Source organism: Winogradskyella psychrotolerans RS-3 (genome assembly GCF_000427335.1).
Lineage (GTDB): Bacteria > Bacteroidota > Bacteroidia > Flavobacteriales > Flavobacteriaceae > Winogradskyella > Winogradskyella psychrotolerans.
Genome location: NZ_ATMR01000091.1, coordinates 147,549 through 161,680, shown reverse-complemented (window position 1 = coordinate 161,680; position 14,132 = coordinate 147,549). Strand labels below are relative to the sequence as shown.

The window sequence follows — 14,132 nt, the reverse complement described above, 5'->3', positions numbered from 1 at the left end:
TAAAATGAAAAAACCATTACTTTTTACCATCATCTGCTTCATGGTATTACCAACTAAATTAAAGGCACAAAATGATGGCGCCGTTGCAGCAGGTATTGCAGGAGGGTTGCTTGCTATTGGTGCAGGAATTGCTGCTATAAAACAAATGGAAGAACAAGCCGAGCTTAAAGCCACACAATACATTCTAGCAAATCACCCAGAGTTATCAAGTTTTTCTTTAAAAACCTTAGATTTTGATGGTAAGAAACTTAAAGATATGTCTGCCGTTTCTGTTATTTCTTATAAAATACAAGAATTTACGCCAGAGGATAAGCCTGAGTTAAATGGCAAAAAGCAAGTGTTGTTCGCTTTTACGAGTCAAGGATGGATAAATCAGAACGGTATTGATTTTGACAAAATCACGTGGTACTTAATTGATAAAGAGGAATGGATGCATATGATGGTGGCCTATGTTAAAGTATCTTCAAGCGAAAAAGACGAGTCTACTTTAGAAAGCACTTTAAAAGAAGGACGAGTAGTGAACAAAGGTGTGAAGGTTAAGAGTAAGTTAGTGATTCCATTTTTTAAATTACATGGAGACATGTATGTGGTTACGGATTATTCTGAGGATATGAAATTGGTTTATAACGAACGGTCTCTTGGTATTTTTTTAAAAGCCACCAAAGATTTAGTGCAAATGGGTCGTGGTGATTTGATAAGAATCCATGAGTTTTTGTTTGCGGATGAAGGGTGATAATAGCAGTTATAGTTTTAAGTACGTGAAAGCCGAATACTTTCGGTTGACCAAAATATTATGTAACTCATATGTTTGGAGTAATATGCCCTTTTTTAAAATCGCCTTAGGAAGAACCATATGGACTAGCGTCGATATCATAGTAAGTATTACTTTAGCGGTATCTTTAGTTGTAAAACAAAACATCAAATGACCATAAACCAACTCCCAGGAACCTACAACATTATAGGAAGCAACCAAGATGAAGATGGTATCGCTTACAAAGGCACATTAGAATTAACGCTAAATGAGCACAATAGAATAGAGGCGAAGTGGCTTATTAATACTAGTCAAGAGCAATTAGGAACTGGTTTTTTTAAAGACAACATCTTGGTCATTAATTTTAATTATAAAGGTGATGATTCTAAAGTTTATAAAGGTGTTGTGGTTTATAAATGTATTACTATGGACTTGTTAGATGGTTTTTGGTCAGAGAAGCATGGGAATCCGCTGTATCTTGGTGAGGAACGTTGTTATAGGGGAGGGGCTGAACAGCTTGAGTTGTTGAACTGAGATTGCTTCGTTTTGCGTCCTCGAAATGACGTTAAAGATGAGCCGATTGCGTTGGCTAAAGCTGAAACCAGGAACGAAGCAAAGTCAAACCCATAATAGCATAACAAACCCTAATACAAAAGCTTTAAAGGATAAATTAGAGTTTTTAGGAGAGATAAGCACACTAAAAGTTATAGCGTTTAGTCTTAATTTTAAGATAACACTAAGGTTTAAAATGGAAGGTGTTAGTAATAGTGTCGTAATACCGTTAACGCTTAGGTAGCGGTAACTTAATAAAACGGTTTTTATTAATTAACAGGGTTATAGAAGGCTAAAAGTAGCTTTGTGGACACATTATAACCACTAACAACCTTTAATTATGAACAAGATTATTAAACTATTTTTATTAGCATTTATTATTACAGCATCAGGCGCACTGGCAGTGAGTTGTGACGTTGAAGATGGAAAGGACGGCATCGATGGTGTTGACGGATCGGATGGTTCAGACGGATCAGACGGCTTAGACGGAGAAAATGGTAGCGATGCGTCTGTATATTTAACGGCCTCTAAGACGCCTACCTTATTAAAGGTTACGGATCAGTTTATAAACCTAAGAATTTCTACGCTTTTAACTTCAGAAGATATCATTCCAAATACTCCTAACTTTATTTATGGGTCTATGGCAGATGGTGCCGGATTAATTAATAATGGTGATAATACCTTTACTTTAATTAATAATATTGAAGCGGATTATTCTATCGCTAGAATTTTGTTAAACGAAAACTTAAGACCATATAATGGTGAGTATATATTAAATGCAACTGCAACGGCAGAAACAGCAATGTGTTCTGGTACTTTAGTCACGCCAGAAGAACATGGCTTTGGACCATTATACCTATCTGGAGGAGAATGGGGTGGTGCTTCAAAAGGAGTCTTTGCAGTAGATCCTACTAAAAGTGCTGAGGATGCTAGTTTAGGGGAAACTTTAGCCGCTTTAGGACAGTGGTCTACAGAAAATGCTGTGCCTATCGGAAAAGATGCATACCCAGATAAAACGGTGGTGTTTATTGGAGATGATCATGCAGATAACTCAGTGCCTTCTGGTCAATTGGGAATGTATGTTGGTAACCGTGGAGATTTATATGGTGGTCAATTATACGGATTAAAAGTGACAGCTGCAGGTGTTGATTTTGAAATGGATATGGAAGAAGGTACTCCTTACAGCGCTGAATTTGTACAATTAAATGAAACAGAAATTGATGCTCTAGATGCTGAGGCAAAAACTAAAGGGGTTATGGGATTCTCTAGATTAGAAGATATTGATTGGAGAAGAGGTTCTGCAGCGAACCAAAGAGAAATATATTTTTGTGTTACAGGGCGTATCTCTGCGAGTTTAACAGGCAAAGGATCTGCTTTAGGTCGTGTATATAAAGTCACATTAAATGAAACAGACCCAACAGGTCCTGCAACAATTATGTGTGTATTAGATGGTGATATTGTAGGTGGTGCTGCAGATGGATTCCATTCACCAGATAATATTTTAGTGACTGAAAACTATGCTTACATTCAAGAAGATCCTAACGGATACTTAGATACGTCAATCAATGGGTATGCTAAGCTTTACCAGTACAACCTAAATACAGGCGAGGTAAAAACCGTTTTAGAAGCAGACCAAGCCAGAGCTGAAAGTTTAGGGTACGGTTCAACTTCTAGTACTTGGGAAATTACAGGTATGATTGATGTTACTGATGTTGTTAATAATGGCGAAAACACATTTTTAGTGATGACACAAAATCATGGTTGGAATCCTGCTGATGGCACCTCTTTTACAGATCCATTAGCGAATCCTAACTTATCTAATGCTAAAGAAGGTTCAATGCTTTTCGTTATTAAAGGTTTAGATAGATAATAAAATAACAGCATGAATACTAGCCTATTTATGAAAGCTAAGACATATACATTTTGTATATGTCTTCTGCTTTTAATTACAGTGTCGTGTAAAAAGCAGACGGAAACGGTAAACGTTGACGCTACGGATCAGAACATAGCCTTGTTTTATAATTCAGAACTAGAGCGCTGCATCACGTTTTTAGATTCTATCGCTATGTCAAATACTACAGCGGAGCGTATTTCTTATTATAAAAAAGCACGTCAGCATTTTAAAGCCATGGAGCCTATTTTGGCCTCTATAGATAAAAACAACTATAAATCTCTAAATGCACCAAATATTCTACAAGTTCAGGAAGAGGATTTAACAGATGTGAAGATTAGAAACCCATTTGGTTTTCAGGTCATCGAAGAGTTGTTGCACGACGAAGACGAAGATGAAGCTTCCTTACGTAATGCCTTAACAATTACATCTGATCGATTGAAGTTGTTACAGCGTAATACACATATTAAATTAAAGGATTATCATCTTATTTGGTTACTTAGAGATCAGATTATGAGAACCGCAGCCACAGGTATCACAGGATTTGATTCCCCTGTTTTAGGACAAGCCTTAACCGAAAGTCAATACACCACCCAGACGCTTATAGCGTTGATAGATATTTGTAAAGACAAGTTTAGCTCTAAAGCTATTTATGAAGACTTGAGGGCGTCTTTTAAAGAAGGGATTGCTGCACTTGATTCTGATTTTGATACGTTTGACCGCTTTGGGTTTATAAAAAATTACACCGATCCGCAATTAAAATTAGTATTGAAAACTCAGGAAGACTGGAATGTTTCGTTTCCATTTGAAATGGCTATTTCTAATAATACTTCATCTTTTTTTGGTGCCAATACGGTGAATGTGCTATATTTTTCAGACTATAAAAGTGATACCCTTTACTTAAAACAAAAGGAGATCTTTGGAAAGGCCCTTTTTAATGACCAAGTACTTTCAAGAAATAACGATATGGCTTGTGCCAGTTGTCATATTAAAGATAAGGCGTTTACTGATGGTAAAAAGACATTTGATGCCCGACAAGTAAGAAATTCACCAACACTTACCTACAGTGCTTATCAACAATCGTTTTTTATGGATGGACGAGCAGGAAGTTTAGAAGGACAGGTTGTAGGTGTCGCCGAAAATCATGATGAATTTAATTTACCAATGGATTCTATAGTGCGTCGTGTATTACAAAATCCAACATACCAAGTGGCTATAGACAGTTTGTATGGTCGCAAACGTATTGATTTTAACATCAGACATGCTATTGCGAGTTACGTGCGTAGTTTAAATAGTTATGATTCTAAATTTGATAAGAATATAGAAGGCATCGAATCCTCTTTAACAGCAGAAGAAAAGCAAGGGTTTAATCTGTTTATGGGGAAGGCTGCTTGTGCCACTTGTCATTTTCCTCCATTATTTAATGGTACGGTACCACCTCATTATAATGATACTGAGGTAGAATTACTTGGAGTACCAGGAGCAAATGATACTATTAATGCTGTTATTAGTGGTGATTTAGGACGTTATAACGTGTTTGGTACCAAACAGAGGAAGCACTTTTTTAAAACACCTACGGTAAGGAATGTAAATGTAACCGGCCCTTACATGCATAATGGAGTTTACACGACTTTGGAAGACGTTGTTGATTTCTATAATCGTGGTGGTGGAAAAGGCATTGGGATCCATGAAGAATTTCAAACCTTACCTTTCGATGAATTAAACCTAACCATAGCAGAGCAAGAGAGTTTGGTGGCGTTTATGAAAACTTTAACCGATGCTGATTTTATTGAAAAATAAGTTGTAATTATTAATCTTGAATTGTAATGCGTTATCGCTTATAAAGGTATATTAGAATTAGCTTTAGATACGCACAACAGAATAGAGGCGAGGTGGCTTATTAATACTAGTCAAGAGCAATTAGGCACTGGTTTTTTTTAAGGATAATATCTTGGTCATTAATTTTAATTACAAAGGGGATGATACTAATATTTATAAAGGGGTCGCAGTCTATCAAATGCATTACAAAAGATCTGTTAGATGGTTTTTGGTCAGAGAAGCATGGTAATCCGTTGTATCTTGGTGAAAAACGTTGTTAAAGGGTGGGGGCTGAACAGCTTGAGTTGGTGAATTGATATGACTAGTTTTGTTTCATACCAGAATCTCAAATTCCGGAAAGCGTAAATTTGAAAACCTTAAGTCCTAATAAAAAGTCCAATCTCGTGAGGTTGGACTTTTTTCTGTGATTACAGTTCTTGCTATAAGAGGTTATGGTTTCTAATCCTCTTTTAATTTTTCTGCCCGTTCGCGGCGTGTTTCATTCTGCTTGCCATATTGGTTGTAGTGGTCGTCTTTTAACGGCCCTTTATCATCGGTTGCATTTTGATGTAACCTTTTTTTATGTTCTGTTTTTGGTTTGTCTTTCTTGTCATTTTTCATGATACTAGGTGTTTTAATTAGTAACTATTTTTCATTTATATATGCTGAGGAACTGTAGAGTTACACTATGATCGCTTTCGCTTTATATGCTGGGGTTCCGTTTCAATATGGTAATGAATGGGTTTAAATGTCCCCCCGTTGCTGTCTTCCGCAGAACAAGCGGTGAGCCCCACTAAAAGATCCATTTGTGCTTGTAGCCGAATATAATCTCCCGCTTTGGAAGTCGGTGGGTGCACGGATAGTTTACCGTTAAGATCAAACTGTACATTCATAAATATATTAAAGGCCGTTGGTATATCATCAACACCAATACCAAAGGGTTTTAAATGCTGCTGTAAATTGCCCAAACAACTTGGATGCTCTTCTTTGTAATTGTACATGATTTTAAAGGTTTCTGGACTGCAAGGGGCTAAGAGAAAATCGTTCCGTCCATTAGTGTCCTCTAAAATTTCTATCATTTTACGCGACCGATTAGACCATAAATAATGGCCTTTGGTCAGTAGCATACACTCTTCAAAATCTAAGGATTTACCAGAGGACAGTTTTTCTTTGTGATCTTCAGCATTAAATAAAACCATATCACTCACTTGCTCTCCCATAGGATCTATAACCGTAAGGATGTCATTTTTTTTGAGTGTAAAGGCTGCTCCAGATTGTTTCTGAATAATATTAACTAATGGTTTCATATAAAATTAGAGGTTTTATGAAAGGGACATTTCCAAGTACTGTCTACAGCTCTGCCGCTGTATTGCTTGGTTTCAGAATCTTTTCCGAAATCTTTTAGCACAGGATTAATGTGTCCTTGTAATTTTTCGTCTCGTTTTCTAATACGTTTTTTGACTTTTTTATAACTGCCCATATGTCGTAAGCGTTCAAATTGCACATGCAAATTAAATACAATAGTAGGGTAGGGACTCTGCCGTGCCATCCGAGAACTATGAGGATGAAGGCCTACAATATAAAAGGCATGTCCTTTTAAGCTAAAACTAAAATTAGGATCGTCAGGATCATCACTGACCGTAGCGTCCCAGTCGCAGTCGTCTAATTCATGTAACTGTTGGAGGCTTTGCCATAAGCTATTTTCAAAATCTAACTCAGACTCATAATGTTCAAAGGGAAAAACAGCTAAAAAGGATTCAAATACATTAGACTCAAAATCATATTGATTAATAAACGCTTCTAAGTCTTTTAATAAGGCATTTAAATCTTCTGTATGTTTTGATGATTTGTAAACATTGAGATGGTAATTGTCGGTCATAAATAAAGTTTTAGCCATAACACAAGGGTGTTTTTGCGTTAATATAAAATCTTTATAATCCTCATCAATAGTTTGATATAATGGGTGTGTTGGCGTAATTGGATTCATAATTAAGTGTTATTAATTATACGATGGTATCAAATTTAATAGGGATAAAATCAAAGGGTTTCCTCTATTAGAATTTTCCTTAGCTCAATAGATTAGCGGCTACAAGGCTTAAAAGTGAGACCATTAATTAAGTTAGCTTTTTTGGCAATTGCATTAATGTATGTTTTGAAATGCTTGTAATTTTATACTATAACTAAACTATTATATTATGACTATTGAAGATATAGTATGGCTAATTGCTTCGGTATTGGGCATATTTACTATTATTATCCTTATCACCCGAGTTTTTGGACTGCGAACCTTTGCAAAGATGTCGAGTTTTGATTTTGCATCTACTATTGCCGTCGGTTCCGTATTGGCCTCAATTATTCTTAATTCGGATTACTCACTCTTAAAAGGAGGGATTGTATTAACCGCTATTATTGGGTTTCAAACCTTGTTTTCATATGTAGTGCGTAAGAATTCCTTTTTTAAACGCTGGTTTACAAATAAGCCACAAATTATTATGTGGAATGGTAAAATTTTACACAACCGTCTTAAGGCCTGTAATGTGGGTGAGAGTGATTTAATTGCTAAACTTAGAGAAGCTAATGTGCACGATTTTAGTGAGGTAAAGGCCGTTATTTTTGAAAGTACTGGTGATGTGTCCGTTATTCATAACAGTTCTGATAAGGACGTTGCGCCAAGACTATTACAAGACGTTGATACCCAAGATTTATATGTTTGATTTTTTAGAAGAAAATAAAAATGCCATTTATGGTGGCTTAATTGCGACGCTGTTTACTGGTGTTGGTATTTTTTTATTAGGAAATGTGTCTGGGTACGAAGCTAAGCATTTACTGAAAGAATCTTTAAGCGGACTCAACATGTTATGTAACACTATTGTTTTAGCATCCGCAACCATTTTGGCTTTATTGCTTACGTTATTGAGTGTGAGCTTTGGTTCTGAGCTATCGTTAAAAGAAATTCATTACAAACAAGTGCTTAGTATTGCTAAATTTGATGTGATACTATTTATTGCGGCTCTTATTCTATTTCAGTTTTTTAATATTCCTATTGTAGAATCGGATAATGTACCCACCAATTGGTATTCCGTAATTTACTGGATCACCTTAGGATCTACTTCTGTGATCAGTGGCATGATGATTACCGTTATTCTAATGTTATACCGCGCGGTTACTAATCTTATAGCAATTATAGGGCTCGGTAGAGATCACCCGATGCTATCTAAAGAAAACGTAAGCGAAGAGATAGAGAAAGAAAAAGAGGAGACGCACTCTTAACCTTAATTTGATTTATGTTAATCTATTTTAACTCGATTTATTGTTGCCTTGAAACCATACAATTTTTAACATGATTCCATTTAAGATAAACGATATGCTATTCGTTATAATGATGGGCCAATCCATTTTTAATATGCCATAGATCGCCCATAATCCTACACCAAGACATAAGATAACGAACATAGTTGGACTGACGTCCTCTATTTTTTTTGTCTTCACAGCTTTGTGAATTTGCGGTAATACAGCAATTGTTGTAAATATCCCAGCCGAAATTCCTATTAATTCTTCCAAATTCATAACTTAATATTTAATACTATTCATCTAAAACTTTGCTCATTACATGTAGTAAGTTGGTTATAAGCAATGAGCCTCTAAGTCTTTGCCTTCATCTTTTTAGATATTAGCAATGCTATAAAAATTCATGATGGATTGCTCTGACACTATAATGTGTATGGAATGCTTCATTCTATTAATGTATTATCATCTTCTATAGCAGCCATAGAACGTTTAGCGGTTAAGCCATGCATCAGAACGGATACTAGAATGACTAATGCAACAATGGAGAATAATTGATCTGTATTGGTAAATTCTCCGTTTTTTATAGCATAGGTTAAGTAAAATACAGACCCAATGCCTTTAATCCCAAAAAAGGAAATCGCCATTTTATGTCGTTTACTCAACTTAGAACCATAAAGTGAGATATAACCCAAGACTGGCCTAATTATTAAGACTAAACAAATACTAAATACGACAATTTCAACAGTGATAAAATTCATAATTCCGGCCATTATAGAGCCACCAAAAAACAACATCCAAAACACAATAAGGAATTTTTCAATGTTTGAAATAAAGCTTAAACTTGGATGACCTGTATTATTCGTCTTATTTTTATGTTGATGGTAATGTGCAAATAAACCAGCAAAAAACACACTTAAAAAACCATAAGAATTTAAAACTTCTGCCAAACCATACGAGATAAGGGTGAGCGAAAGCGCCACGAAAGCGAGATGAATTCTATGCGTATTTCCTTCGGAAAGTCGTGTTGTAAAATAACTATAAAGGAAGCCAACCGCTATTCCGACAATAATGCCTACCACGGTTTTAAAAAGTACATAGAATGATAGCCATTCTAACCAAACATCCGAATTTAACCCATCGCTTTTAGACCATAGTATGGCCAGGTATACAAATGGAAATGCTAATCCATCATTTAAACCCGCTTCTGCAGTTAAGTTGTATTGTGCCCCTAAATTCTTGGATGATTCTGACTGTTTTTTATTCAATTGAATTTCGGAAGCTAGTGCAGGATCTGTAGGAGCAAGCACAGCAGCCAATAACAGCGCAAGTTCACCCGAAAAATTGAGAACATAATAGGCCACTATGAATACAACAGCCATAAATAGAGGCATTGTGATTCCTAACAGGCGTAGTGGATTTAGCCATTCCTTCCAAGAATAGTTCAAGCCAATTTTAAGTCCTGCGACCATCAAACTGATAATAACAACCAATTCAGAAAAGTGCAAGGTTAAATCGATATCCCATGTGGGATCTGGCCAAGGTAATGGAACGCTTAAATAATAAAACGTGCCACCCAAAATAAGTACAGGTATTGTAAAACTAATTTTAAAGCGTTTCAATACTATCGGTAGAAAACTTGCCAATAACGTCGTCACCCCAATAATTAGTAAAATAATAAAATAACCATCTATCATAGACTACTTATATTTTATTTAGGCTGGGACCAGCGCAGCTATTTCCATTCTATCCCAATTTCGATGTTTTGAAATGGCGTCAATAAACGCTTTAGGATTCTTATTTATAAACACGGCTTTATCATCTTTATAGTCTGCTACGAATGTTTTATCAATAAAATCTTCACCTTCGTTATCTACCGCAATAGCTTTACAGTGTTTAAAAAGCTTCGTTTACAAACTTCTTATATTTAGCTTCTTTTAATAATTTGTCGATAGATTTTTTTACCACCAGGAATATATACGGCATCGAATAATACACTTTCTGTAGTCATGATGGCGGCATCAACTTGGTGTTCCATATTCTCGTCACATACTACCGTTCCACCGTGAGGAGCTATTAATTTTACCATGGCGTTCTCATTTTCTAGAGCTTTCTTCATAGTCTTATAATCCTTCATTGAAAAACCATCGCTGATTAACACTGCGATTTGTCTTGTAGCAATGCTGTTAAACTTTGTGTTTGCCTGACTTAGCGCTTTATCTTTATCTAAATAGTTTTTCTTTTTTGGAGGTTGATGTTTTTTAACATCTGCATCCGCTCCAATGGCTTGATTAATAGGTTGTTCAATTTTATTAGGAATTTTAAGACCTAAACCTTCTGCTACTTTTTTGGCTAAATCCTTATCTATTTGTGCGATTAGCCACAGCATCCGTTCTTTTATATGCTTTTGATTGCATTTACCAAGCTCGAAAGTATAGGCGTCGGCAACATGTTGTTTTTCCCAGTCTGCTAAACTTCTATAGAATAGTGCGGGTTGCGAAAAATGATCGTTAAAACTCTCGCTGCGTGTTCTTATTTTATTTGCGTCAATACGTTCTTCATAGGAGGTGAATGCGCCTTCACTCATTTTAGCCAAATGAGGACAGCCACCACCTAAAGTATTGGGGAAATAAGCAGTTTGGCCTTTAGGTATATCCATTTGCATATGACCATCTCGTTGATTGTTATGAACCTCTCCAATAGGTCTATTTATTGGAATTTGGTGAAAATTGGGACCACCTAAACGTGATAGCTGCGTGTCGCGATAAGAGAATAAGCGACCTTGAAGTAACGGGTCATTTGTAAAGTCTATTCCCGGAACGATATGTCCTGGTAAAAAGGCGACTTGTTCAGTCTCGGCAAAGAAATTTTCTGGATTTCTATTTAAGGTCATTTTTCCGATAATTTCAACAGGCACCAATTCTTCTGGAATTAGCTTTGTAGGATCGAGTAGGTCAAATTCAAACTTGTGTTCATCTTCTTCGGCTACCACCTGGATGCCTAATTCCCATTCCGGATATTGTCCGGCCTCGATAGCATCCCATAAATCCCGTCTATGAAAATCGGCATCTGCGCCATTGATTTTTACAGCTTCATCCCAGGTTACAGAATGCACTCCTAATAGGGGTTTCCAATGAAATTTTACAAAGTGTGATTCTCCTTTTTTATTTATCAATCGAAACGTATGTATACCGAAGCCTTCCATCATACGTAAACTTCTAGGAATCGCTCGATCACTCATCACCCATATTTGATTGTGTAATGTTTCGGTAGAATGCGAAATAAAATCGTAAAAGGTATCGTGAGCAGACGCTGCTTGTGGAATTTCTTTGTTAGGCTCGGGTTTTACAGAATGAATTAAATCTGGAAACTTCATTGCATCTTGAATGAAAAATATGGGCATATTATTACCAACCAAATCCCATGTGCCTTCTTGGGTATAAAATTTAACGGCAAATCCTCTAACATCTCTAGCTAAGTCGGCAGAACCTTTTGAGCCCGCCACGGTAGAAAATCGTGCAAATACGGGTGTTATCCTTTCGGTATCCGTAAAAATGCCAGCTTTACTATATTTTTCGATGCTATTGTAGAGCTCAAAGTAACCATGCGCGGCACTTCCTCTTGCATGCACAATACGTTCTGGGATACGCTCATGGTCAAAATGGGTTATTTTTTCTCGCAATAGAAAATCTTCTAAAAGGGTAGAGCCGCGTTCTCCAGCTTTTAGAGAATTATTGGTGTCGTTAACCTTTAGACCTTGGTTAGTCGTCATCACCTTATTTTCAGCGCTTTTTTCAAATTGCTTTAAGTCTTTTACTTTGTCATTAGTGGAGGATTTTTGCTTTGCCATCGTATTGATTTTTAAAATTCTACAATCACTTAAAATTACGCAATCCGCTACCATTCATTAACTCATCCACAAAAATCTATAACCCTATAACATGCTGTTTTTAGTTATTTAAAACGCGTCGTAATTCAGTTTATAGCTATTGCACTGTAAAACCATAATATGGCATAATGATTTGTAATATTTTATAGCGCATTCTTCTTATCGTAAGTTTTAGTAATTGCTCGTATTTCTGTTGGCTTATCGCTATGTAATTTTGAATCTAATAATGAGTTAACCATAATTAGGCTTGTGGTGTTACAAGCTTGCAGTCCATAAGAATACGGTCTTAATCCATAAATATGATTGAATGCTAAATCGTAAATAGTTTTTGAAGGTTTGCCGTTTTTATTAATACACCGATAAACACTATCTATTGCTATGCCTCCTAATTTAAGATATAATTTTTCGTCCTTAGATAGTATAGCGTCTTCGGGAATTGAAGAGGGGGCATCTTTAATATGAGTTAGGGTTTCAAATTTAGCTTGCGCTATCGAAATTTCACCTTCTTTTCTTAGGCTTTCGAAAGGAAAGTTATCAAATTCAATGGTATCATTACCAGATGAATTTATAAAACGTTTGTAGGTGTTTGTGGTTTCGTTTCCATGGTCGTCAAAAACTTTTATTTGCGTACCATTCTCCTTTTTATCTTCAATTTCAACCTTTCCATTAACGAGTTCTATGCAATCCGCATCATAAAGCGCTAATAAAATTTCCGCCGATTGTAATGGTAGTGCAGCGATGACGTTCATTAAAAATGGCTTTATTTCATTATTGAAAAAAAGATGGTCTTCAGCTGAAAACAATTCTGTATGAAAATTTAGGCTATACATTAAGTCGTCTAGTGTTTCCATCCAATGGATTGGTTTATTCCGTTTTAACAACTTGTCTGCTAATTCTAATTCCTTACGCATACCAACAAAAGAATTTACATACTCATGCTTTTTTGCCATCGTGTCTATAAACTGTTTAAAATCGAAGCTTTTATTTTTAAGCAGATCTATAACCTCTTTTATTTGGTCTTTTTCTAATGCTTTTAGTAATGCAGGTCTACAAATCTTATCAAAATACGTTTCTATAAAAAGATTATCCTTATCATTTTTAAGTTCGAATAGAGCTTCGCGCGTTGTGTGTCTATACATTTCTCTGAAGGGCTGTTCTTGCTCATATTGTAAATGAGGTAACCATCCGTTAGCATCGTGCAATGTGATTTTAAAACCGATGGCTCTAGGGTCTAATTCAAAATGAAGTTTATTCTTCTTGCGTGAAAATTTACCATGGCGGTGCGCTAGGGACGTTACCACATCAAAGGCACTAAGTGAAGCGCCTAAAATTCCGATGTTAAAGTTATAATAGTCATTGTTATTATTGAGCAGTTTAAAAATTGGCCATGGAGAATCAAAATATCCAGCTTCTGCGTTGTTCTCTTTTTTCCAATGATGCCCTGTGGCGATGATTATTTTATTAAATTTAAAGTGTTTGGTTTCGGTTATTAATTCGGTGGTGGTGTTACTAATAGGCTTAATGTCGAGAACGTTGTGGTTGTTATATTCATTAATAGTAAAACCATTATTTCTAAGGTTTTGAACTACGATTTTTAACTGCGCTCTAAAATATTCTCCTAAAGCAATGCGACTGTATACTTCTGTATCTTTTATGGGGAACTCGATGATATTCAGTTCTTTTAAATAATCATGGTCCTGTTCTCTTAGCCAATTTGCTAATGTTTGCGGTAATTTAGGAATCTCTTCAGACGTTATATTAGAGAGGTTATATTTATCTGTAAATTCAGGATTAAAAGGCATGCCATAGCCCATTTTAGAATTTTTCTCAAAAATAGAAATCGCATTAAATTCTTTAAGTAGTACCTCGGAATTTTCGAGAATGTGCTGTAAAGCATATATGGCGGTTGGCCCCGATCCGATGATTGCTAATTTTGAAATTTTCAT

At 35.8% G+C, this 14,132-nt stretch carries 13 protein-coding genes and 2 pseudogenes; 8 read left to right on the top strand and 7 right to left on the bottom strand.

Features of this window, described 5'->3' with window-relative positions; translation table 11 throughout:
- The first annotated feature begins 4 nt into the window (after positions 1-4).
- The 6 genes and pseudogenes from ADIWIN_RS07400 to ADIWIN_RS21250 form a co-directional block, all read left to right on the top strand.
- Entirely contained in the window at positions 5-733 is a 729-nt protein-coding gene (locus ADIWIN_RS07400) for a hypothetical protein (RefSeq protein WP_040756698.1), read from the top strand.
- Positions 705-926 (top strand): DUF6804 family protein, encoded by a 222-nt coding sequence (locus tag ADIWIN_RS21805; RefSeq protein WP_316929640.1) that lies wholly within the window; start codon positions 705-707, stop codon positions 924-926. Before ADIWIN_RS07400 ends, ADIWIN_RS21805 begins: the two co-directional genes overlap by 29 nt.
- Positions 923-1,285, top strand: a complete 363-nt coding sequence (locus tag ADIWIN_RS07390; RefSeq protein ID WP_020894413.1) for a hypothetical protein — start codon at positions 923-925, stop codon at positions 1,283-1,285. Before ADIWIN_RS21805 ends, ADIWIN_RS07390 begins: the two co-directional genes overlap by 4 nt.
- Positions 1,286-1,643: 358 nt before the next feature.
- Complete coding sequence (locus tag ADIWIN_RS07380) at positions 1,644-3,173, top strand: alkaline phosphatase PhoX (protein ID WP_020894411.1); 1,530 nt, start codon at positions 1,644-1,646, stop codon at positions 3,171-3,173.
- 12 nt (positions 3,174-3,185) lie between these two features.
- On the top strand, positions 3,186-4,994 hold the full coding sequence (locus ADIWIN_RS07375) for a cytochrome-c peroxidase (protein WP_235047051.1): 1,809 nt from the start codon (positions 3,186-3,188) through the stop codon (positions 4,992-4,994).
- A gap of 39 nt (positions 4,995-5,033) precedes the next feature.
- Positions 5,034-5,293: pseudogene (locus ADIWIN_RS21250) on the top strand (hypothetical protein); the annotation flags it as partial.
- Positions 5,294-5,471: 178 nt separating this feature from the next.
- On the opposite strand, the gene ADIWIN_RS20835 reads toward ADIWIN_RS21250, so the two are convergent.
- The 3 genes from ADIWIN_RS20835 to gntA all read right to left on the bottom strand — a co-directional run bounded on the left by ADIWIN_RS20835 (position 5,472) and on the right by gntA (position 6,999).
- A complete protein-coding gene (locus ADIWIN_RS20835) occupies positions 5,472-5,633 on the bottom strand; it encodes a hypothetical protein (RefSeq protein WP_020894409.1) in 162 nt (53 codons plus the stop codon).
- Between the two features lie 65 nt (positions 5,634-5,698).
- Positions 5,699-6,319 (bottom strand): DUF1989 domain-containing protein, encoded by a 621-nt coding sequence (locus ADIWIN_RS07370; RefSeq protein WP_020894408.1) that lies wholly within the window; start codon positions 6,317-6,319, stop codon positions 5,699-5,701.
- Positions 6,316-6,999 carry a guanitoxin biosynthesis heme-dependent pre-guanitoxin N-hydroxylase GntA gene (gntA, locus tag ADIWIN_RS07365; RefSeq protein WP_020894407.1) on the bottom strand — a complete coding sequence of 228 codons (684 nt, stop codon included), beginning with the start codon at positions 6,997-6,999 and terminating at the stop codon, positions 6,316-6,318. The genes ADIWIN_RS07370 and gntA overlap by 4 nt, the downstream gene beginning before the upstream one ends.
- A gap of 208 nt (positions 7,000-7,207) precedes the next feature.
- On the opposite strand from gntA, the gene ADIWIN_RS07360 reads away from it, so the two are divergent.
- Both ADIWIN_RS07360 and ADIWIN_RS07355 read left to right on the top strand, forming a co-directional pair.
- Positions 7,208-7,726: a DUF421 domain-containing protein gene (locus ADIWIN_RS07360; RefSeq protein ID WP_020894406.1), complete on the top strand. Its 519-nt coding sequence runs from the start codon at positions 7,208-7,210 to the stop codon at positions 7,724-7,726.
- The gene (locus tag ADIWIN_RS07355; RefSeq protein ID WP_020894405.1) at positions 7,719-8,282 is read left to right on the top strand and encodes a hypothetical protein; all 564 of its coding nucleotides are present in this window, start codon (positions 7,719-7,721) and stop codon (positions 8,280-8,282) included. Before ADIWIN_RS07360 ends, ADIWIN_RS07355 begins: the two co-directional genes overlap by 8 nt.
- A gap of 27 nt (positions 8,283-8,309) precedes the next feature.
- Here ADIWIN_RS07355 and ADIWIN_RS07350 read toward each other — a convergent pair whose 3' ends face one another.
- From ADIWIN_RS07350 to ADIWIN_RS07335, 4 genes and pseudogenes are all read right to left on the bottom strand, one after another.
- A complete protein-coding gene (locus tag ADIWIN_RS07350; protein ID WP_040756696.1) occupies positions 8,310-8,579 on the bottom strand; it encodes a SemiSWEET family sugar transporter in 270 nt (89 codons plus the stop codon).
- A gap of 164 nt (positions 8,580-8,743) precedes the next feature.
- Positions 8,744-9,994 carry a cation:proton antiporter gene (locus ADIWIN_RS07345; protein WP_020894404.1) on the bottom strand — a complete coding sequence of 417 codons (1,251 nt, stop codon included), beginning with the start codon at positions 9,992-9,994 and terminating at the stop codon, positions 8,744-8,746.
- Between the two features lie 18 nt (positions 9,995-10,012).
- Positions 10,013-12,147, bottom strand: a pseudogene (locus ADIWIN_RS07340) (catalase).
- 182 nt (positions 12,148-12,329) lie between these two features.
- A complete protein-coding gene (locus ADIWIN_RS07335; RefSeq protein ID WP_020894402.1) occupies positions 12,330-14,132 on the bottom strand; it encodes an FAD/NAD(P)-binding protein in 1,803 nt (600 codons plus the stop codon).